The sequence below is a fragment of the Amycolatopsis sp. lyj-108 genome (assembly GCF_046549005.1).
GTDB lineage: Bacteria > Actinomycetota > Actinomycetes > Mycobacteriales > Pseudonocardiaceae > Amycolatopsis.
In genome coordinates, this window is sequence record NZ_JAJPWQ010000008.1 from 379,737 (window position 1) to 401,087 (window position 21,351).

A 21,351-nucleotide genomic window follows, 5' to 3' on the forward strand; every position below is an offset into this window, starting at 1 on the left:
TCACCCAGTCCTAACGAGTAAGGCGCACGGGATGCTCCCCTCGTTGTCCGCACGTGAGGAGCGCCACGCCATCTGTCCAAAAAGGACTGTCCACGGCTCACAACTCCTTGACATAATCGGCCGTATGGACCTGGTATCGATCGAGGAAATCCGCGACGCGGCGAGCCGTGTCAAAGGCGTCGCGGTGCGCACACCGTTACTGGAACAAACGTGGGCGCCGCTGTGGCTCAAACCGGAAAGCCTTCAGCCGATCGGCGCTTTCAAGGTGCGCGGGGCGTACAATGCGATCGCCGCGTTGAACGAAGATCAGCGCGCCCGCGGCGTCGTCGCGTTCTCCAGTGGCAACCACGCGCAAGCGGTCGCCTACTCGGCGAAGCGATTCGGAATCCACGCGGTGATCCTCATTCCGGATGTCGCGCCGCGCGCCAAGATCGAAGCCACCAAGGCGCTCGGCGCCGAAGTGATCGAGGTCCCGATCGACGCTCAGGAGTCCTCCGCGCTCGCCGTCGCCGAAGAACGGCGGCTCACCATGATCCCGCCGTTCGACCACCGCGACGTCATCGCCGGACAGGGCACCGTCGGCCTGGAGATCGCCGAAGACCTGCCGGACGCCGGCGTCGTGCTCGTCCCGCTCAGCGGCGGCGGGCTGGCCTCGGGCGTCGGCACGGCGATCAAGGAACTGCTTCCCGGCGCGAAGGTCATCGGCGTCGAGCCGGAGCTGGCGGCCGACACCGCCGAGGGCTTCCGCGCGGGCAGGCGGATCGAGTGGCCGATGGACCTGCGGGCCCGGACCAGCGCCGACGGCCTGCGCGCCCAGCCTTCGGACCTGACCTTCGCCCACCTCCAGGCGGTGCTCGACGACGTCATCACCGTTTCCGAGGCGGAGATCGGGGAGGCCGTCCGGACGCTGGCGCACCGCGCGCGGCTGATCGCCGAGCCGAGCGGCGCCACCGCGACCGCGGCGTTCCTCTCGCACCGCGACGCGCTACCGCCCGGCAAAGTCGTTTCGGTCGTTTCGGGCGGCAACCTGGACCCGGCGACCCTGGCCACCCTGCTGGCGTAACTCGCGTGTCCCGCGCCGTAACTCGCGTGATTAGAGCCGTAACTCGCGTGATCGGGGCCGTAACTCGTGAGTTACGCCTTCAATCACGTGTGTCCGGCGGGGCGGACGTGCGTCGGCGGCGAGTCGACCCCGCAGTGGAGACATTCGCCGGGATGCGGCGACTCGTCGGTGTCGGTGGCGTCGGGTGCGGAAGGCGTGTCGAGGACACCGTTGTGGATGCCGAGCGCGATCAGGCCGCCGCCGATCGCCAGCGCCGCGCAGACGAGCAACGCCGTCCGCCAGCCCGCGGTCAGCGCCACCGGATCGGTGTAGGCGGCGCCGGACAGTCCGGCGACGGCGGGCAGCACGGCGATCGCGAGCAGGCCACCGGACCGGGCGATGGCGTTGTTGACCCCGGAGGCGACGCCGGCGTACCGGTCCGGCGCGGCGGCCAGCACCGTCGCGGTCACCGGCGCGACGACCGTCGCCAGCCCGGCGCCGAACACGACGACCGCGGGCAGCACCGAACCGAGGTACGAGGATCCCGGCCCGACGCGCATCAGCAGGAGCATGCCGACGCCGACCAGGATCGGGCCGACGACCAGTTGTGTACGCGGCCCGATCTTCTGCGCGAGCGCGCCGGACCGGCCGGAGAACAGCAGCATGATGACGGTGATCGGCAGTCCGGCGAGGCCGGCCGCGGTCGGCGTGTAGCCCAGCGACACCTGTAACTGCATGACCATCAGCATCATCACGCCGCCGAGTGCCGCGTAGACGACGAAGGTCAGCGCGTTGGCGAGGCTGAACGTCCGGTCGCGGAACAGCTTCGGCGGCACCAGCGGATCGGCCGAGCGGTGCTGGATCACCAGGAACGACACCAGCCCGGCGACGCCGAGCACGATGGACACCAGGACGACGACGTCACCGATACCGCGTCCGGGCGCCTCGACGAGCGCGCCGGTCAGCCCGGCCAGCCCGATCGCGCCGACGGCGGCGGCGAGGAAGTCGGGATGCCCGGTCGCCTCCTCGTCGCGGGACTCAGGCACGTAGCGCCGGGCGAGCAGGACGCAGACGGCGGCCAGCGGCAGGTTGATCAGGAACGCCAGCCGCCACGACCACACCTGGACGAGCACGCCGCCGAGCAGCGGGCCGATCGCGGCCGCGATGCCGCCGAGCCCGGACCAGGCGCCGATCGCGCGGGCCCGGTCTTCGTGGGCGAAGGACGCTTGGAGGATCGCGAGCGAGCCGGGCGTGAGCAAAGCTCCCCCGATGCCCTGGAGGATCCGGGTGGCGACGAGCATCTCGGTCGTCGTCGCGGCGGCGCACAGCCCGGAGGCGATGCCGAACCAGACGACGCCGACGATGAACATGCGGCGTCGGCCGTAGCGGTCGCCGAGTGATCCGGCGACGAGGATCAGCGCGGCGAGGGCGAGCAGGTAGCCGTCGAGGATCCATTGGAGACCGGCGACGGAGGCGTTGAGTTCTTCGCCGATCCTCGGCAGGGCGACGTTGATGATCGTCCCGTCGAGCATCGCCATGCCCGAGCCGACGATGGTCGTGGCGAGTACGCCGCGCGCCACCGGCGTCCCCCACCGAATCCCCGTCGCCACCCCATCACTCATAAGACGACTGAATCACGACCAGCAACCCCAAGCCACCGAAGCAGCAAACTATCTGACACGTCAGAGAAAGGAACCGAAACCCAGGGACCGGCGGACCGACTCCTCGGGAGCGCGCCAGCGCGAACGGGGAGTCCGCACGGCGCGTGCCCTCTTTTGGCCGAAGGCCACGGAAACGTTTTGTAGGGCGCCCGCGCCCTGCGAAACGTTTGCGTCAGCGCGCGCTCAAAGAGCAGTCAGCGCGCCTCAAGGCAAGAGCGTGGTGACGAACTTGTAACGGTCACCCCGGTAGATCGCCCTGGCGAACTCGACCGGTTTTCCATCGGTGGCGAAGGAATGCCTCGAAAGGAGCAACATCGGCATTCCGACGTCGGCGCCGAGCATCTCCGCCTCATGCGGTCCGGCGAGGGCGGTCTCGATGGTTTCCTCGGCCCTTTCGAGCTCGACGCCGTAGTGCTCCCTCAGCACCGCGTACAGCGAGCCACCTGCGGAAACGTGTTTGCGCAAACCGCGGAAGCGGCCGAGTGGGAGATGCGTGGTCTCGAGCGCCATGGGCTGCGAATCGGCCAGCCGGAGACGGCGAAGGCGAAGGATCTTCGCGCCGACGCGGATTCCGAGGAGTTTCGCGAGGTCGGCCTCGACCGGTAGTTCGTCGATTTCGAGGAGCTTCGACGACGGCTTGAGGCCTTGCTTGCGCATGTCCTCTGTGTAGGACGACAGCTGGAGGCGCTGCGCGAGCTTCGGCTCGGCGGCGAAGGTGCCCTTGCCCTGTACGCGGTGGAGCCTGCCTTCGGCGGTCAGGTCGGCGAGGGCCTGCCGGACCGTGGTGCGCGATACGGTGAATTCTCCCGCGAGCGCCCGTTCCGTCGGAATCGGCGAACCCGGGGGCAACGCGTCGAGCAGATCGAGCAGATGCTGTTTCAGCGCCCAGTACTTGGGTTCGCGTTGTCCGCGCATCCCTGCCGTAGCGCCCGCCTCACTCGCGGTGGTTGTCTCCAACATGACCGACTCCCTAAGCCTTCCCACTCGAACGCGCACCGTCCCCGCTAGGAAACGTACCCTTCTCCACAAACGTCCATTCGGGCTAGCATTGGTCTAGACCTACTCGGGGGACGAAGTACGTCCCGGTCGAAGGGAACGAGATGACCGAACAGCGCCCCGGCGAGCACATGGCCGCGGAGATCTCCCAGCAACCCGCCATTCTGGCAGGAATCGTGGAGCGACAGGCCGAAATCGCCGAGGTGGCCGAAGCCATCTCCAAGCGTCCGCCCAGGTTCGCACTGCTCGCCGCCCGCGGCTCCAGCGACCACGCCGCCCTGTATGCGAAGTACCTGATCGAAGTACTCCTCGGTCTCCCCTGCGGTCTCGTCTCGCCCTCCACCGCGACTTTGTACGGCGCCCGTCCCGATCTGCGGGACGTTCTCTTCATCACAGTAAGCCAAAGCGGCGGTTCCCCGGATCTCATCGAGGTCACCGAAACCGCGCGTCGCCAGGGAGCGCTGACCGTCTCGGTCACCAACACCCTGTCCTCGCCGCTGCGCGCCGCCGCCGAACTCGGTGTCGACATCGGCGCGGGGCTGGAAAAGGCCGTCGCCGCCACGAAGACGTACTCGGCCACCTTGCTTTCGCTTTACCTTCTGATCGACGCGGTCCGCGGCGGCAAGGGAGAGGACGCGAAGAAGCTGGGCGAGCTCGCGGAGCAGACCCTCGAAGGCTCCGAAGAAGGCGTGCAGCGCGCGGTGGACCGCTACCGCTTCGTCGACCGGGTGCTCACCACGGGCCGCGGCTACTCCTACGCCACGGCGTTGGAAGGTTCGTTGAAGCTGGCCGAAACCAGCTACCTCGCGGCGCGCGCGTACAGCGGCGCGGACCTGTTGCACGGTCCGGTCGCCGCCGTCGACGGCGAGACCGCCGTGCTGGCCGTGACGAGCCAGGGCCACGGCGTCGGCGCGATGCAGGAGGTCCTCGAAGCCGTCGGCAAACGCGGCGCGGACGTGCTCGCGGTCGGCTCCGCTTCGGCCGACGTCCCCGCCGCGCTGCGGATCGGTGTCGCGCCGTCCGCCGAAGAGGTCGCCCCGATCCTGGAGATCCTGCCGATCCAGCGGATCGCGCTCGGCCTCTCGCTGGCGCGCGGCGGTGACCCGGACAGCCCGCGCGGGCTGCTCAAGGTGACCAAGACCCGGTGACCCACGTCGTCGGTGTGGACGCCGGAGGCACGTCGACGCGAGCGATCGCGGTCGACGCCTCCGGCGCCGTCCTCGGGACCGGGCGCGCGGGCGGGGCGAATCCCAACTCCCATCCGCCGTCGGAAGCCGCCGCGCGGATCGCGAGCGCGATCGCCGGCGCGCTGGGCGGGCTGGACCCGGCGGCGACCAAGGCGTGCGTCGTCGGCATGGCGGGGGTCAGCAAGCTGAGCGATCCGGCGGTCGCGGAGATCTTCGAAGCCGCTTGGAAGGACCTGGGGATCAGTCCGGTGCGGACGGTCCCCGACCCCGAAGTCGCCTACGCGTCGGCCACTTCCGCGCCGGACGGTTCGGTTCTCGTGGCGGGCACCGGGTCGATCGCCGGCCGGGTCCGCGGCAGGCGGATGGTCTCGACCGCCGGCGGCTACGGCTGGTTGCTGGGTGACGAAGGTTCCGCGTACTGGCTCGGCAGGGAAGCCGTTCGCTCCACTTTGGATGTTCTGAGCCGCGGCGGCGAACTCGGCCCGCTCGCGCGCTCCGTTCTCACCGAAGCGCTCGGACCGTCCGCAGTGGACCCCGCGAGCGACCGGTCGCCGCTGCGGCACGCGCTCGTCACGAGCGCCAACTCCGAGGCGCCGATCCGGCTCGCCAGGTTCGCCCCGTTCGTGAGCGAGGCCGACCGCGAAGGCGACCCCGCGGCGGATGAGATCACCACCCGGGCGGCCGCTCTTCTGGTGACGAACGTCATGGCCGCGCGGGATCCCGGGGAAACCACACCGATCGTCCTGGTGGGCAGTGTGTTGTCGCCGGAGGGGCCGGTCGGGCGAAAAGTGCGCGCCGAACTGACCGGGATCGAGGCACTGACCAGCACTGACGGGGTACTCGGTGCCGCTTGGCTCGCCGCCGTCGAGGCGTATGGGGAAGACGCCCCGAGACCGGCGCCATCCTGAAAAAACACCCAAAACAAGCCCGAAAAGACCAAACCATCGACTCCGGGGCCGAACTCCGGGTACCGTAGGACCCGGCCCCCGGACCCTCCCCCCTCGCCGGGGGCCGCCTTATGTCCTGGGTAGCCCATCCGGCTCGGAATCCGAGGAATCCCCGTTCTCTTCCACCACCCGCAGACCGGGATGTTCCGGGGGCAGCGTGCGATACAGCACCCAGCCGCTCACGGCGACCGTCACCGCGACCAGCGGCCAGGACAGCACCGTCCGCGCGATGCCGAGCGGGACCACCTGCCCGCTCCACCACAGCGAGCCGTACACCGCGACCCGCAGCGTGTACTGCAGGAAAACCCACACCCAGCTCGCCCGCGAGTACGCGCGCAGCAACGCGGGGTCGCGGCGCCAGCGGGTCTTCTGCCCGATGACGAGCCCGACCACGACACCGAGCAACGGCCACCGCACCACGATGCTGGCCGCCCACAGCAGCGCGCTGGCCACATTGGACAGCAGCTGGATGAGGAAGAAGTCTTCGGCGCGGCCGGTGTGCAGGGCGATCAGCGCGGCGGCGATCACCGCGGCGAGGCTCACCACGACCGCGCGGGCCTTGTCGCCGCGCACCACCCGGTAGACCCCGAGCAGCACCGCCACCCCGATGGCCACCCCGGCGCCCCAGGCGATCGACTGGCCCGCGATCAGCCAGCCGACAACGAAGGCCGCGGGCGGGATGCTCGCGTCGATGGCGCCACGCCGCCCGCCGAGGATCTGGGCGAGCGACTCGCGCGGGGGTCGTGAGGTCACCCTTACAGCCTGCCGGATCCATGACCCCGAATACCCAGGCGGGGAGACGTTCGCCACATACACTGTCCGGTTTACGCCCACTTGAGGGGAATCTGCGCTGCGCAGACGTGTACATCCCGGTAATGGGGATGCATGGACGTCCGACAAAATAAGAGACTGTGTCAACGGCCTGAATCACGGGTTTCGCTCAGGTGGGATTGCAGGGGCGCTCTCAGCTGTTAGTTGTGGTGTACAAGTACCAACCGGGGGCACACGGACGGAAGGGGACCCAACGTGTACGGATTCGACAGCTACGTGGCGATCGGTGACAGCTTCACCGAAGGACTCAACGATGACCTGCCCGACGGCAGCTTCAGGGGCTGGGCGGACAGGCTCGCAGAGATCCTCGCCGAAGGCAGGCCCGATTTCCAGTACGCGAACCTGGCCCTCCGGGGGAAGATGCTCGACGAGATCCTCGAAGAGCAGCTGCCGATCGCGCTTGCGGTGAAGCCCGACCTGGTCACCCTGTGCGCGGGCGGCAACGACATCATCGTGCCCGGCGCGGACGTGGACGCCGTCGCCGCGCGGCTTGAGGCGGGGGTCGCCAAGCTGCGCGAGGCCGGGATCCCGGTGCTCATCTTCAACGGGCCGGACACCAAATACCTGTCCGTGATGCACGTCCTCCGGGGGAAGGTCGGCATCTACAACGCGCATCTGTGGGCGATCGCCGACCGGCACGGCGCCAAGATGGTCGACATGTGGGCGATGGCCCCGCTGCACGACCGCCGCGCCTGGAGCGACGACCGGCTGCACTTCACCCCCGAGGCCCACCGGCGGATCGCGCTACGCGCGGCCGAGGTCCTCGGCGTCCCGGCCGCCGACGACTGGCGTGAGCCGTGGCCGGCGTCCGAGGAGCCGAGCACCTGGATCACTTCGCGCCGCTCCGACCTCGAGTGGACGAAGGCGCACCTGCTGCCGTGGATCCGGCGTCAGCTCAGGGGAGAGTCCATGGGCGACGGCCTGTCCCCGAAGCGCCCCCAGCTCGCGCCGCTGCTCCCGCTGGAGCAGATCGACGCGACGGGCGTCGCGATTCCGGCGGAGCAGCTGCGGGAGATCCACCACCACGCGAGCTGAAGCGCGTTCCCCAAGTACATGAAGGACCCCTTCCTTGCGCCTAGCGCGGTGAAAGGGGTCCTTCATGTACTTGGGCTGGCGACCCACCCGATCCACCACGTGCCTTCGTTCGGTGTCACCCAGAAGGGTCATGTACTGACCGTCCGGTGCACCCGAGCCGACGCCGGCGCGCGGTCTGCCGCCCTTCCCGGACTCGCCCGACGTCGCAGGCCAGAGACGTGCGGCCGCCTCTCGCGGAGCAGCCCTGACGGTGGCGGAACACTGGGCCGAACGTGACGAAAGCCGGTTCGCTAACCGGCCGGACGCGGCTTACAGTCCCTTCATGCCCGGTACACGCTGGAGCCGCTTGCTGCCTACAGCGCTGCTGGTCACGCTCGCTTTGACGGCGATCACCGTCTGGTCGGCCTCGGACGACATCGAGGCCGAGCTGACGGCGCGCGCGAAGGACGCGCTGGCCGACGTCGGCGTCTCCGGCGGCCAGGTGAGCTTCTCCGGCCGCGACGCGAACCTCGCCGGCTTCCCGCCGGACAAGGCCGCGCAGGCGATGGACGCCATCCAGCGGATCGACGGGGTCCGGACGGTCGAGATCTCCGGTGACACCGCCCCGCCCGCCGGTCCGGTGACGACCAGCGGCGAACCGTCGAGCCAGCCGCCGCCGAGCCCATCGCCGAGCCCGACGCCGACTTCGGCCAAGCCGACGGACAAGGCCGGGTTCCAGGCCGAGCTCGACCGCCTGCTGACGGCCACGCCGATCACGTTCGAACCGGACACCACCGAACTCACCGCGGACGGCGAGCGCGGCGCGATGGAGATCGCGAAGCTGCTCACGGACGCCCCCGCCGATCTGCGGTTCCGGATCACCGGGCAGGTGGCGACCGGTTCGGACCGGCGGCTCGCGCTGAACCGGGCGCTGACGGTGGAGCGATTGCTGGAGCGCAACGGGGTCAAACGCGACCAGGCGTACTCCACCCAGCGCAGGAACTCCGACGGCGCGAGCGGCGAGGGCCGCCGCGTCGACATCACGGCAGAACAGAGGTGATGGCTGAATGCTCTGGCTTTTCGGGCAGATCTGGCTTTGGCTGCTCATCGCCTTCGCCCTCGGCTGTGGTGTCACCTGGCTGCTGATGCGCGGCGAACGACGTGAGCGTCCGGCCACCGAACCGGTGGCGCACGAGCCGGTACGCGCCGTCGCGCCCGAACCGGAACCCGAACCCGTGCCCGAACTGCTGTCCACCGAACGGACGCAGTTCATCCCGCCCGCACGGATCCACGAAGACGACGAGCCGTTCGACCAGGAGGCGGAAGGCCACCGTGAGGGGCAGCTGACCCCGGAGCTGGTGCACGGCTACCACCCGGAGCAGCCGGAACCGGCCGCCAAGAACGGCGAGAGCGGGCACGAACCAGAACCGGTCTGGCCGAGCGACGAGGACTGGCCGCCCGCCGGACGCGCGCCCGAGCACCGGCCGGGGCAGGGCGGCTGACACCCGCCTGGTAAATTCGGCTACGCACTGTGAGCGTGACGCCGGATACGTTTCTTCGATCGAGAGCTCCGGCACACGAAGGAGGCTCCGATTTGGCGCTCCCCTATTGGACGCCGCACAACCTGCTGCCTCCGGGCCGCCATCCCGCCGATCTGGCCGATGTCTACGAGCGGCTGGTGTTCGACGCGCCGCATCAGAACGACCGCGAGATCCTGTTCAGCGCGCTGAACAGTTACCTGGGTGTCGCCCGGCGGATCATGCCAACCGGCCGCGCGTGGATCGGCGGCGATCTGACCGCCAGGACCCCGCACGCGCCGATCGGGCTCGACGTGGTGCTGATCCCGGACGAATGGGGCGCGCTCAAACGGCTCGACGACGCGGGCCGCTCGGCGCTGTACGGGCTGCTGACCTTGCGCGGGGTCATCGTCGGCCAGCCCGCCATGTATCTCGACCAGGTCCAGCCCGTCGGCGGGATGCTCGACGGCTTCCTCTGCCGCCCCGGCGACGAGGAGATCTGGGAGGAAGTGTGGGCATCGGGTGGCAGGGGAATTCCGGAAGTGATCTGGTGAGGAACGAATTCCGGCGTATCGCCGACGAGATCCCCGGCGGCACCTGGCTCGACGACCTCGCCCGCGCGTCGGCGATGGCCGCGTACGCGAAGTTCGAGCGGACGTCGCGTTCGCCACTGCTTCGCGTGTCCGTGCTCGGCGAGTCGCATCTGGACGCGTACACCTTCTCCGACATCAGCCGCGCGTTGCAGGACGCGACGGCGAAGATCGGGCACATCATCCGCAATCCGTCGGGCGAGGTGACCTTCGTCCAGCCCGCGGACCGGGAAAAGGCCCCGCTGATCCAGCGCGGCCAGGCGGGCAACGCGATCTTCTTCGGTTTCCCGGAACCGGCGCTCGACGACGCGCTCATCCACGACGGGCTCGAGTCGCTGTCCGAACGCGCGGTCAAGGAACTGTGCGACTTCCTGCCCGCCAACGGCTCCGACGACGGCGCGCTGGACGCGGTGCTGCTGCAACGTGACACCGTCCGCAACGCGGTCAGCGACATCGTCAACGCGGTCAGCAAACACGCCGGGATCGGCATGGCGCTGACCCCGACCGCCGGCGACGAGCTGACCCGCAGCATGACCACCGAGCAGGCGAGGATCCTGTCCGGGAGCCTGCGCGAGTCGCGGGAGGCCGTCGGCTACGAGACGGTCAGCGGCAGGCTGGACGGGGTCCGCACCCGGCGCCGGATCTTCTATCTCGAACGCGAATCGGGCGGCACGATCCAGGGCGCGGTCGCGCCGGATCTGCTCGACGAGATCAAGGAGAACCTGGACCGGCCGGTGACCGCGCGGCTGCGTGTCGTACGCACCACGACCATCGACGGCCGCCGCGGCCGTCCGGTGCACGAACTGCTGGAGATCACCCCGGAAGTCAGCCTGTTCGATCAGTGATCGGGTTTCCGACATTCGGCGATGCCACAATTCTCGTCAGAAAATGTCGGTATTCGCTTGATCATCGTTGAATGATGACTTTTTCCGGCAGGTAACAATTTCGGCCATTACCCCGAACGATGGGTTAACGTCTTCGGACGGAAGCCTCCGAAAGGGCATGTATGCCGACCGATCCACCACTCCCGCACCCGCCGGCCACCCGCTATGGCGCCGGGTTCGCCGCGCACGGAACAAGGCACCGGAAACCCAAGAACGGCCTGGTCATCGCGGGTTTCCTGATCGGGCTCGCGGCGCTCGGAGTCGCCTTCGTCCCGGTCGCGGGGATCGCCGCATGGCCGCTCGCCGTAATCGGGTTGACTCTTTCCGTGATCGGTTTGACCAAAATCAAGAAGGGTGAAGCCGACAAGAAGGGAATGGGGATCGCGGGACTCGCGCTTTCCATCGCCGGTTTGGTGGCCGCGGGCGGGTTACTGGTCTACACCAGTTTCTTCGCTACCGGCGAGTCGGGACTGCACATCCCGGCCGTCGCCGGGGACAAGAACACCGTCGAGTTCGTCGTCAGCGCTTCGGGTGGCGCGACCGTCCGCTTCGGCTCGCTCAACGACCAGCGTACCGAGACGACCCCCGCGAGCACCGACGAATGGCGCGGCACGGCGTCGTTCAACTCGGGTGAATACATGCTCACCGTCACCGCGGACACCCGGAACTCGTCGGTCAGCAACCAGATCGCCTGCTCGATACTGGTCAACGGCCAGAAGGTCGCGGAGAACAAGGGCCAGACCATCGCCCTGTGCACCGCCGGCACCGGCTGACTCGCCGCAATTCGGCACCTGATTGCGAGGGTTCGCCTGGCGGCCGGCCGGTATCGCCCCCACCTCCACCGGCCGGACCGCCACGAGCCGCTCCTGGCGACTCTTCAGACGGGCCGCGAGAAGGTGCCCGTCCGAGCGCCGATCTCTATCGCGTGCCCCTCCCCTAGGGCTCGATCGACGCTGAACGGGACCCTACGCGCGCGAGCGGCGAGGCCACTAAGAATCCGCTAAGGATCACTCACGGACTTTCGCCGAGGTCCGTGAGTTCCGCACGGACGAGTCCGGCGAGTTTCGGATTGGCGTCCGAGAGGATTTTCAGCGCGAGCGCGAATTGCTCGCGTGCACCGTCCACATCCGACCCGGCCCGCAGCACCCGGCCCAGTGTCAGCCGCAGCACGCCTTCCTGGAGGACGAACCGCCTGCTGATCGTCAGGTCCACGGCCTCCCAGACGTACCGTTCGGCGGCGGCGAGTTCGCCGATCCGCATGCTCAATTCGGCGAGGTTGTTCAGCGAGACGACGACGTAGCTTTCGTCGCCGAGAGTCCGGTCGATATCCAGCGAGGCGACCTGATGCCCGATCGCCTCGATGAATCGCCCCGCTCGTTTTTCCGCCTCGGCGCAGTTGTTGAGCGCCTGCCCGCGCAGTTCGAGATCGCCGGTCCGATCGGTCTCCTCGACCGCCTGCCGCAACGTCCTGATCGCCTCGTCGTACCGTCCCAGCAAGGTCAGCGCGGAGCCGAGGTGGATGTTCGCGGAGACCGTCAGCCGGTTGTCGCCGATCGCGGTCGCGAGTTCCAGCGCGCGTTCGGCGTCGGCGAGACATCCTTGCGGCAGTTCGAAAGTGAGCGCGATGGCGCAGCGGGAGATCAGCATCCAGCACTGGCCGAGGACGTCACGGGACCGCTCGGCGGCCTCCAGCCCGATCTCGATCAGCCGCCGCCATTCGTCCAGCAGCGGGTACACCGCGCGATAGGTGTGCGCGACCCTGGCCAGCCGCCAGACGTCGTCGTGACGGCCGCCGGCACGGGCGGCTTCGAGAACCTCCAGGAGGTTCTCCCATTCCGCGGTGAACCAGTCCTGCGCGTCGGTGAAGGAGGTGATCGGCGGGGTCTGCGCGTCGCTCAGCGCGCCGGTGAAGTCGAGCGGGTCGACGATCCTCAGCATCTTGCGCCGGGCCCGGTCGGCGACGGCCTGATAGAACCGCACCGATCGCGTCAGGACGTCTTCCCGGTCGGCCTCGTCGAGTTCGTTCTCCGCCAGTTCGCGCAGGAACAGGCGGACGAGGTCGTGCGGGACGAAGGAGTCGCGGCCGGTTTCGGCGAGCAGGTTGTGCGCGGCGAGCACCCGCAGATGCCGTCGCGCCTCGGCGACGGTGATCCCGCCGATCGCGGCCGTCAGATGCGAACCGGCCGAAACGCACTGGACGACGCCGAGCCGCAGAAAGGTGTTCGCGACCTCGGGCGGCAGCCCCCGGAACGAAACGTCGAACGCCGCGCGGACCCCGTCGTCCGGGCCCTCGACGTCGAGCGCGGCCAGCCTGGTGCGTTCGTTGCCGAGTTCGTCGACCAGATCCTGCGCGGACCACTGCGCGCTGGCGGCGAGCCGGGCGCCCGCGATCCGCAGCGCGAGCGGGAGATAGCCGCAGAGCCGGGCGAGCGCGTGGTTGAGGTCGAATCCGGCGGGACCGGCGAGCTCCTCGATCAGCCGGACGGCGTCACCGGGCGCGAGCGTGCCGAGCACCCGCAGCTTGGCGGCGTTGGACACGGCGAGCCCGTCGAGGCGGGAACGGCTGGTCACCAGCGTCATCGACCGCGAACCGGGCGGCAGCAGCGGCCGGACCTGCTCGGCGGTGCGGGCGTTGTCGAGGATCACCAGCATCCGGCGGCCGGCGATCATCGACCGGTAGAGCGCGATGCGTTCGTGGACCTGCTCGGGCACCCCCTCGGCGGGGACACCCAGCCCGAGCAGGAACTGGATGAGCAGATCGGCGGGTTCCAGCGGCGGATGATGCGGATCGAAACCCCGCAGCGAGGCGAAGAGGATGCCGTCGGGGAAGCGCCGGGCGGCGCGATGCGCCCACCACACCACCAGGCTGCTCTTGCCGATCCCGGCGGTCCCGGTGACCACGCCGACCGCCGTCTCACCCGCTTCGGCCCGCTCGGCGAGCTCGTCGAGCCACGCCAGATCGGCCTCGCGCCCGGCGAGGTTCGGCACGGCGGGCGGCAGCTGCTGGACGGGCGCCGACTCGGCCTTCGGTTCCGCGACGACCTTGACCGGCAGGTCGTCGTTGAGGACCCGTTCGTGCAGCCAGCGCAGATCCGCGCCGGGTTCGACGCCGAGCGTGCGCAAGGTCGCCCGCGACACCGTGCGGTAGAGCTCGAGCGCGTCGCCGCGGCGCCCGGCGTGGTAGAGCGCGCGCATCAGCTGACCGGCCGTGCGTTCGGCGAGCGGGTTCGCGCGCACCAGCGGGCTGAGCTCGACGATCAGCTCCGCGTGCCTGCCGAGTTCGAGATCCGCGTCGACCCTGGCGCCGTGGACGGCGAGCCGCAGATCCTCCAGTTCGGGGGCGCGGACCGAACCCGGAACCCCGGCCAGCGTCGGCCCCTGCCACAACGCGAGGGCCTCGGCGAGCAGTTCGGACGCCTTCTCCGGGTCTTCGGCCGAAGCGCGCTCCAGCAGCGACCGGGCACGGTGGACGTCGATCCGGCCGGGTTCGACGGTGAGCTGGTAACCGGGCGGGGCGGTGAGGATCCGGGCACCGCGCGGATGGTCGCCCTGGATGTCGCGGAGCACGCGCCGCAGATGCGAGACGTTGCCGTGGACGATCGTGCGGGCCGTGGCGGGCGGATCGTGGCCCCAGAGCGCGTCGATGATCTCGTCGAGCCCGACCACCTTGTTGACCTTCAGCGCCAGCAACGCGAGCAGACCGCGGACGCCGGGACCGCCGACGGGGACCGGGCGATCGCCGTCGAGGAGCCGTACGGGACCGAGGAGCTGGAAGCGGGCAGGGGAACCGCTTTCGGCCATGACAAGCCCCCCTCCTCCGATCTCTCCCCTTACCGGAGTAGCCAACCTACCGCGCGAAGACGCCGCCAACCAGGACGCTCCAGGCCGTGAAGGCCTCCTTCCCCACTTTCAGGGCAGGGAGCGACCCGGCCGATCCGGACAAAGGCACCTAAGCGGGCATTATTCGTCCACTGTGGACTCCGATTCCGCGGGACGGCCGCGTGGCCCCGGAAATGAAAAGGCTCCGTGCCATCAGTCCCGATCTGATGGCACGGAGCCGGGGGATGTCCGATTTGGGCCGCCTGGGGGCGCGACCCACACCGGACATCGGCGTCCACGTCCGTCCGGGTGGGCTCACCCCGAGCGAAGAACCCGTTCGGTCGTCGACAACACCTACGTGAGCAAACCCACTGGCCCGCTCACGTGGCGACAACGTAACAGGGCGCACACCGACGGCTACAGGCGCCCCGTCATGGCCTTCGCGACCTGCGGTTTCGTCAGCGCGACAGGGGAGTCGAGTCGCGGCCGGCGATGAACGCCGGACGCGGTTCGATCGCGGCGAACGGCTCCCGCAGCGCGTTTTCGACGCTGTTGAACACGACGAAGATGTTCGAACGCGGGTACGGCGTGATGTTGTTCGACGAACCGTGCATCACGTTCGAATCGAACCAGAGCGCCGAACCGGCCTGTCCGGTAAATTGGTCGATCCCGTATTCGGCGGCGAGTTTGGTGATGTCCTCTTCGCGAGGGACACCGACCCGCTGCTCTTTCAGCGAACTCTTGTAGTTGTCCTCCGGGGTTTCCCCGGCGCACTGCACGAAGGTCCGCTGCGAACCCGGCATCACCATCAGCCCGCCGTTGAACGGGTAGTTGTCGGTGAGCGCGATGGAGCAGCTGACCGCGCGCGGCGCGGGCATGCCGTCTTCGGCGTGCCAGGTCTCGAAGTCCGAGTGCCAGTAGAACCCGGTGCCCTTGAAGCCGGGCATGTAGTTCACGCGGCTCTGGTGGATGTAGACCTCGGAGCCGAGGATCTGCCGGGCCCGGTCGAGGACGCGCGGGTCGCGGACGAGTTCCGCGATCAGCTCGCTGGTCTCGTGGACGTCGAAGATGGAGCGGACCTCACCGGTCTTGGCCTCGGTGATGACGCGCTCGTCGCCGCTGTGGTCGCCGGAGGACATCCGGACGAGTTCCTGCCAGTACGTCTGGACCTCGCCAGGCGACAGCAACTGGTCGACGACGGTGTAACCACGCGTTTCGTGGTTGGCGAGAGTGGCCGCGTCCAGGGGACCGTCGGCCTCGCCGCCCCAGACGGTGGGGTGCGTCCTGGGCAGATGTTCGGGCTTACCCGTGATGCGGGTCGGGTAACTGTCGTCGACTCGGGTGTCGGTCAGCGTCAATGCAGTCGCCTCCTCGAGCGATTTCTAGGGTTCGGTGACGAGCGGGTACACGCCGTTTTCGTCGTGGACCTCGCGGCCGGTGATGGGCGGGTTGAACACGCAGACGCACTTGATCTCGGTCTTGGGCCGGACCTGGTGCTTGTCGTGGTCGTTGAGCAGGTACAACGTGCCCGGCTTCAGCTGGAAGACCTCGCCGGTCGCGGTGTTCTCCAGCTCGCCTTCACCGGAGGTGATGAACACCGCTTCGATGTGGTTCGCGTACCAGAAGTCGTTGACCGTCCCGGCGTACAGCGTGGTCTCGTGCACCGAGAAGCCGACGCCCTCCTTGGCCAGCACGATGCGCTTGCTGCGCCAGTTCGGGGTCTTGATGTCGGCGTCGGTGTCGGTGACCTCGTCGAGTGTTCTGACAAGCAACGGAAAACTCCTTCTCGTTCCTGGTTGAGGGCGGTCAGTTCAGGACAGTGGCGACGGCCTCGTCGATGATCGAAAGGCCCTTCGTGAGCTCTTCGTCGGTCAGCGTGAGCGGCGGGAGCACCTTCATGACCTCACCGTCGGGGCCGGAGGTCTCCATCAGCAGCCCGCGCTCGAACGCGGCGGCGCAGACCTTGCCCGCGAGGTCGCCGTTGGCGAACTCGATGCCCCGGGCGAGGCCGCGGCCCTTCGCGTACAGGTTCGCGTCCGGGTACGCCTCGACGATGCCCTGGAAGGCGGCGCCGATGCGCTCGCCCTTGGCCTTGGTCGACTTCTCCAGCTCGTCGTCGCTCCAGTAGACGCGCAGCGCCTCGGTCGCGGTGACGAACGCCGGGCTGATGCCGCGGAAGGTGCCGTTGTGCTCACCCGGCTCCCAGACGTCGAGGTCCGGGCGGATCAGTGTCAGCGCCATCGGGATGCCGTAGCCGCCGATGGACTTCGACAGGCAGACGATGTCGGGTTTGATGCCCGCGTCCTCGAAGCTGAAGAAGGGGCCGGTGCGGCCGCAGCCCATCTGGACGTCGTCGAGGATCAGCAGGATGCCGTGCTTCTTGCACAGGTCGTCCAGCGCCTTGAGCCACTCGACGCGCGCGGCGTTGATGCCGCCCTCGCCCTGCACGCCTTCGACGATGACGGCGGCGGGCTCGTTCAGGCCGCTGCCCGAGTCTTCGAGCAGCTTCTCGAAGTAGAGGAAGTCCGGGATGGAGCCGTCGAAGTAGTTGTCGTACGGCATCGGGGTGGCGTGCACCAGCGGGACACCCGCGCCGCCGCGCTTCATCGAGTTGCCGGTCACCGAGAGGGCGCCCAGCGTCATTCCGTGGAAGGCGTTGGTGAAGTTGATGACCGATTCCTTGCCGGTCACCTTGCGGGCGAGCTTCAGTGCGGCCTCGACCGCGTTCGCGCCACCGGGGCCGGGGAAGACGACCTTGTAGTCGAGCTCGCGCGGCTGGAGGATCTTCTCCTTGAACGTCTGGAGGAAGTCCCGCTTGGCCACGGTGAACATGTCGAGCGCGTGCGTCACGCCGTCACGGGCGATGTAGTCGATCAGCGCCCGCTTCAGCGCGGGGTTGTTGTGCCCGTAGTTGAGCGCGCCGGCGCCGGCGAAGAAGTCGAGATAGGCCTTGCCGTCCTCGTCGTACAGGTAGCTCCCCTGCGCCCTGTCGAACACCACGGGCCAGCCGCGGCTGTAACTGCGTACTTCGGATTCGAGTTCCTCGAAAATACTCATCACGTTTTCTTTCTCCCTGAGATCCCCGGATTTACGTTCTAGTTACTGCCGAGCGGACCGATTCGGTACAGGTCCTCCTGCTCGTGCGTTCCTTCCTCGGCCGGGAAATCCGTCGCGGAGAACAGATCCTGGCGTTCCACGGTGGCATCCCACCGCTTGGCGAACGAGGCGAACAACCGGATCGAAGCCTCGTTGTCCGGGGTGATCGTCGTTTCGAGGTAGCGCACGCCCTGGGCGGTCAGGCGGCTGAACAGCTCGTCGAGCAGGGCTCCGGCCAGGCCTTTTCCTCGCTGGGACGCGTCGACCGCGACCTGCCAGACGAACCCGGTGTCCTGCTTCCGATACCCGATCACGAAGCCGACCGGGGTGCCGTCGACTTTCGCGACGACCGAGGTGTCGGCGAAATCGTGGCACCACAGCAAATAGGCGTAAGGCGTGTTGAGATCGAGCTTCTTCGAATCGCGGGCGATTCTCCAGAGCGCGGCACCGTCCGCCTTGGTCGGATTTTCGATCAAGTGCTTTCCGGACATGTCCAAGAAACGTACCGGAGGATTCGGGCGCGGTCAGATCAGCGCGGCGGCGGCAACGCGGCTACCTGCAACAACCCTGAAACACACGTGACAAAGGTAACGGTAACGTTTGAAGCGCAGCACTTGTGGGTAAGGCCGCCGCGGTGCGGTCTCACTGCATGTGACGATACCAACCGTTACCACTTCGTCGCAGGGTCAGGGCGCGATTCGGGCCCCTGTTGCCGCAAGAAGAGGGCTATTTGCGGCGTGCACGCCCCCGGAAGACGGAACCGATCGGCGTCCATACGGCGGGTAGTACGAGCAGGAGGCAGACGGCCAGCCACCAGACCGGCGCCTCGCCGCGCCGCCAGCCCGCGACGACGTCGCCGAGCCAGCCGAACAGCGGCTCGCGGACGGGTGGCAGGAACGCGGCGAACAGCAACGCGGCCCCCACCAGCACGCCGAGCACCGTGAGCACCATCCGCCACGTCTTGCGCAACGTCATCAGGCTGACCACCAGGAACACGATGGCGCCCGCGGCCACCGGCACGCCGACCCACTGCAGGACGGGGCCGCCCTGCCCACCGATGACGAACCCGGCCAGCACGGTGATCATCGCGGCGAGCACGTTCCACGGTGACGGCAGGGTGGCCGCGCCGCGCGTGATCCACCAGGCGCTGCGGCCGGCGGCCTTGGCGAAGGTCGCGGCGGGCTGGACCGACTTCGGCACCCGTGTCGCCCCCGCGGCCGCGTTGATCCCGGCGGCACCGGCCTTGACCAGCGTCTTCGTCAGCAACATCGTCCCGCGTTCGTGTTCGAACCGTTCGCCGGAGACCTGGCACGCCTGGAACGCGCGCTGGGTCTGCTCGTCGGTTTCCGGCTCGTTCTCGATCAGGCGCCGGAACCGTTCCGACGGTTTCCCGTTCCCCTTGGCCGTCTTCACGTCGTGTCCACAGTGGAGGCCGACGCAGGGCAGCTCCTCGCGCGCGATCTCCAGCTGCCGGACCCTGGCGAGCACCATCGCCGTCACCGGCATGCTGATCGGCAGGGCGGCTTCGGTTTCCACGTCGGCGAGTTCACCGTCGAGGCCGAGGAAAGCCAGCTCCTCGGCCAATTGCCCGCGCAGAGCGTCCGCTTCCTCTTGCGACAGACCGTCTTCGGTCCCCGGTTGCCGCCAGCCGATCTTCGCGAAGGTGTCCCGCACCTGCGTCCGGAACGCCTCCCGCCCGACGACGTCACGCAGCAGCCGCAGGCGCTTCGGGTCGAGCAGGCACTGGACCAGCCAGCCCGCGCCGTCGACCCGGCCCCACATCCAGTCGTTCGCGCGCCAGGAAGCCTTGTAGAAAGCGCCGAAGTAGTCGGCCTGCATACCGGTGAGCTTGTCCCACGAACGGCTTCGCTTCATGTCCAGCAGCGTCCGTGAATCCGCGCTCACCTGGACGAGATCCACCCGCTGGTCGACCGACGGCGGCTGCGCGAGCAGTCCCCTGGTCGCGATGTGCAGGCGCACCAGCCGCGAGGTGACGATGGTGTCGCACGCACTCTCCTCGTCCGAGGTGAGCCCGGTCCACGCCAGCAGCGTGCTGACCGTGTCGGCGGCTTCGGTGTCGGGTTTCGCCTGCGCCAACGGCAAAAGGATCGGCGTCGCCTGCCGGAGCGCGGCGACCACGAGTGGCCACGCCTCCTTCAGCGTGTCCGAGCGGCCGAGCGCGGCCCATTCCTTGGCGAGACCCTCGATCCAGGCCGCCAGTGTGGTGTCGGCCGCCGGTGGATCCTGTTCGGCGACCCAGCCCGAGAGCCGTCGTCCCCGCGCGGCCCTGTGCCGCGCCTCGTGCAGCAGCACGCGGCAACGGTTGAGCTGGACCGCGTGCTCCGGCGACGGATCGAGCCGGAAGCCCGCGTTCACCAGTTGCAGGCCGGTGGCCACCGAATCGTCGAGCGCGGTGGTGCGGAAGGCGATCAGGTCGTCGAGTTCGCACGTGTCCTTCGGCGGCTCGGCGGGCAGGCCGTCGCGCAGCCCCGCCGCCGCGGCCGCGCGCAGCTGCGCCGCCGTCCCGGACGCCCACTGGCGGCCCTGATCCTCCACATCGGACAGTGAGAGCCTGCGGGTCGCGTCGCGGACCAGCGCGGTGGCGTCCTCCTGCACCCGCCGATCGCGGTAGTCGTTCATCAGCCGCTGGTCGACCAGCGTCTCCGGGCCGCCGCGAACCCCCATCGCGGCAAGGGAAACCCGGGTCCCCCTGGTACGGACGACGGCGTCGTTGTGCCGCGTCAGGTCCTCGAGTTCGGCGCTGATCGTCTGGCTCAGCACGGTGCCGGCGACCTTGCTCATCGCGCTGCCCAGCAACGGCGGCCGCTCCGGATCGACCGGGACCCGCTCGGCCTCGCGTTCCGCCGTCGGCACCACGTACAGCAGCAGCCGCCGGACGTCCGAATGCGACTGCCGTTCGAAGATCTCCCGCAGCGCCGGACGCAACGGCTTGTTCAGCAGCACCCCGCCGTCGGTCAGCCAATGCGACCGCGTGACGTCGGTGTACCGGGTCATGTCCGGATGCAACGGACCGGTCTTCTCGCCGATCGGCATCCGGGAAAGTTCGAAGGCGCCGGGGAACGACGCGGTGGACCGGGCCGCGAGCGCGAGCGGGCCGACCACGTCGTCTGTCCATAAAGGACCATCGAAGCGGAACAGGAGGCGGTGTTCGGTGTCCCGCACCAGGTTGCCGAGCGCGTCGTCGAACCTGGTCGTCTCGCCGTCGATCATCGTGCCGGTGAGCAGGACGGTGATGTCCGGGCAGTCGGGTTTCACCGTCGCCTTGTCGGTGATCCGGTGCAGCGCGTCCTTCAGATCACCGAGCAGCACCTTGTCGCCGTCGAGCAGCGAACGCGGTTCCTTCTCGCCGGGATCTCGGATCAGATTGTCGAGCGAGCCGGTGCTGATCCACGTGTCACGCAGCACCTGCGGGCTCGACCGGAACGCCTCGGCCAGCCCGAGACACGCCGCGTTGATGCCGCCCGCGCTCGTGCCGGTGAGCACGTCGAGCGAGACGGTGGCGTTGAGCAGATCGAGCAGGGCGCGGTACGGCCCTTCGGCTTCCGGCGATCTCGACGCCTGGAGCAGATGCGAGGTCTCGGTGGCGACCCCGCCCATCCAGACCGCGAGGCTCGCCCCGCCCACCATGGTCATCGCCAGCCGGATCTCCTGCGGCCACGGACTCCCCGCGTCGGCCATGTGCGCCCTCCCCAAGGCTTTGTGCACCGAGCACCTTAGACCGGACGGGCGAACCGGTGTACCACCGT

18 protein-coding genes are annotated in these 21,351 nt (G+C 68.7%); 9 read left to right on the top strand and 9 right to left on the bottom strand.

Features of this window, described 5'->3' with window-relative positions; translation table 11 throughout:
* The first annotated feature begins 124 nt into the window (after positions 1 to 124).
* Positions 125 to 1,063: a threonine/serine dehydratase gene (locus ACLJO0_RS28750; protein WP_410581705.1), complete on the top strand. Its 939-nt coding sequence runs from the start codon at positions 125 to 127 to the stop codon at positions 1,061 to 1,063.
* Between the two features lie 83 nt (positions 1,064 to 1,146).
* Here ACLJO0_RS28750 and ACLJO0_RS28755 read toward each other — a convergent pair whose 3' ends face one another.
* Together ACLJO0_RS28755 and ACLJO0_RS28760 are read right to left on the bottom strand one after the other, a co-directional pair.
* A complete protein-coding gene (locus ACLJO0_RS28755; protein ID WP_410581706.1) occupies positions 1,147 to 2,652 on the bottom strand; it encodes an MFS transporter in 1,506 nt (501 codons plus the stop codon).
* 255 nt (positions 2,653 to 2,907) lie between these two features.
* Positions 2,908 to 3,663, bottom strand: a complete 756-nt coding sequence (locus ACLJO0_RS28760; protein ID WP_005160527.1) for a GntR family transcriptional regulator — start codon at positions 3,661 to 3,663, stop codon at positions 2,908 to 2,910.
* 140 nt (positions 3,664 to 3,803) lie between these two features.
* Between ACLJO0_RS28760 and ACLJO0_RS28765 the strand changes: the two genes are divergently transcribed.
* Both ACLJO0_RS28765 and ACLJO0_RS28770 read left to right on the top strand, forming a co-directional pair.
* On the top strand, positions 3,804 to 4,847 hold the full coding sequence (locus ACLJO0_RS28765) for an SIS domain-containing protein (RefSeq protein WP_410581708.1): 1,044 nt from the start codon (positions 3,804 to 3,806) through the stop codon (positions 4,845 to 4,847).
* Entirely contained in the window at positions 4,844 to 5,794 is a 951-nt protein-coding gene (locus ACLJO0_RS28770; protein ID WP_410581709.1) for an N-acetylglucosamine kinase, read from the top strand. Before ACLJO0_RS28765 ends, ACLJO0_RS28770 begins: the two co-directional genes overlap by 4 nt.
* A 108-nt stretch (positions 5,795 to 5,902) precedes the next feature.
* Here the strand turns inward: ACLJO0_RS28770 and ACLJO0_RS28775 are convergent, their stop codons facing one another.
* Entirely contained in the window at positions 5,903 to 6,586 is a 684-nt protein-coding gene (locus ACLJO0_RS28775; protein ID WP_125791321.1) for a DUF3159 domain-containing protein, read from the bottom strand.
* 273 nt (positions 6,587 to 6,859) lie between these two features.
* Between ACLJO0_RS28775 and ACLJO0_RS28780 the strand changes: the two genes are divergently transcribed.
* The 6 genes from ACLJO0_RS28780 to ACLJO0_RS28805 all read left to right on the top strand — a co-directional run bounded on the left by ACLJO0_RS28780 (position 6,860) and on the right by ACLJO0_RS28805 (position 11,442).
* Entirely contained in the window at positions 6,860 to 7,699 is an 840-nt protein-coding gene (locus tag ACLJO0_RS28780; RefSeq protein WP_410581711.1) for an SGNH/GDSL hydrolase family protein, read from the top strand.
* Positions 7,700 to 8,021: 322 nt separating this feature from the next.
* On the top strand, positions 8,022 to 8,738 hold the full coding sequence (locus tag ACLJO0_RS28785) for a cell envelope biogenesis protein OmpA (RefSeq protein ID WP_410581712.1): 717 nt from the start codon (positions 8,022 to 8,024) through the stop codon (positions 8,736 to 8,738).
* Between the two features lie 7 nt (positions 8,739 to 8,745).
* Positions 8,746 to 9,180: a hypothetical protein gene (locus ACLJO0_RS28790; RefSeq protein WP_410581714.1), complete on the top strand. Its 435-nt coding sequence runs from the start codon at positions 8,746 to 8,748 to the stop codon at positions 9,178 to 9,180.
* 92 nt (positions 9,181 to 9,272) lie between these two features.
* Positions 9,273 to 9,749 (top strand): DUF6932 family protein, encoded by a 477-nt coding sequence (locus ACLJO0_RS28795; protein WP_125782200.1) that lies wholly within the window; start codon positions 9,273 to 9,275, stop codon positions 9,747 to 9,749.
* Complete coding sequence (locus ACLJO0_RS28800) at positions 9,746 to 10,630, top strand: hypothetical protein (RefSeq protein ID WP_125782202.1); 885 nt, start codon at positions 9,746 to 9,748, stop codon at positions 10,628 to 10,630. The genes ACLJO0_RS28795 and ACLJO0_RS28800 overlap by 4 nt, the downstream gene beginning before the upstream one ends.
* A 161-nt stretch (positions 10,631 to 10,791) precedes the next feature.
* On the top strand, positions 10,792 to 11,442 hold the full coding sequence (locus ACLJO0_RS28805; protein ID WP_410581716.1) for a DUF4190 domain-containing protein: 651 nt from the start codon (positions 10,792 to 10,794) through the stop codon (positions 11,440 to 11,442).
* Between the two features lie 238 nt (positions 11,443 to 11,680).
* On the opposite strand, the gene ACLJO0_RS28810 is transcribed toward ACLJO0_RS28805, so the two are convergent.
* The 6 genes from ACLJO0_RS28810 to ACLJO0_RS28835 all read right to left on the bottom strand — a co-directional run bounded on the left by ACLJO0_RS28810 (position 11,681) and on the right by ACLJO0_RS28835 (position 21,283).
* Entirely contained in the window at positions 11,681 to 14,470 is a 2,790-nt protein-coding gene (locus ACLJO0_RS28810) for a BTAD domain-containing putative transcriptional regulator (RefSeq protein ID WP_410581717.1), read from the bottom strand.
* Positions 14,471 to 14,946: 476 nt separating this feature from the next.
* Positions 14,947 to 15,846, bottom strand: a complete 900-nt coding sequence (gene thpD, locus ACLJO0_RS28815; protein WP_410581718.1) for an ectoine hydroxylase — start codon at positions 15,844 to 15,846, stop codon at positions 14,947 to 14,949.
* A gap of 24 nt (positions 15,847 to 15,870) precedes the next feature.
* Positions 15,871 to 16,260, bottom strand: a complete 390-nt coding sequence (locus ACLJO0_RS28820) for an ectoine synthase (protein ID WP_007033454.1) — start codon at positions 16,258 to 16,260, stop codon at positions 15,871 to 15,873.
* A 34-nt stretch (positions 16,261 to 16,294) separates the two neighbouring features.
* Positions 16,295 to 17,545 (bottom strand): diaminobutyrate--2-oxoglutarate transaminase, encoded by a 1,251-nt coding sequence (gene ectB / locus ACLJO0_RS28825; RefSeq protein WP_396559817.1) that lies wholly within the window; start codon positions 17,543 to 17,545, stop codon positions 16,295 to 16,297.
* 38 nt (positions 17,546 to 17,583) lie between these two features.
* Positions 17,584 to 18,075, bottom strand: a complete 492-nt coding sequence (ectA, locus tag ACLJO0_RS28830; RefSeq protein WP_125791314.1) for a diaminobutyrate acetyltransferase — start codon at positions 18,073 to 18,075, stop codon at positions 17,584 to 17,586.
* A gap of 235 nt (positions 18,076 to 18,310) precedes the next feature.
* On the bottom strand, positions 18,311 to 21,283 hold the full coding sequence (locus ACLJO0_RS28835) for a patatin-like protein (RefSeq protein WP_410581719.1): 2,973 nt from the start codon (positions 21,281 to 21,283) through the stop codon (positions 18,311 to 18,313).
* Between the last annotated feature and the right edge of the window lie 68 nt (positions 21,284 to 21,351).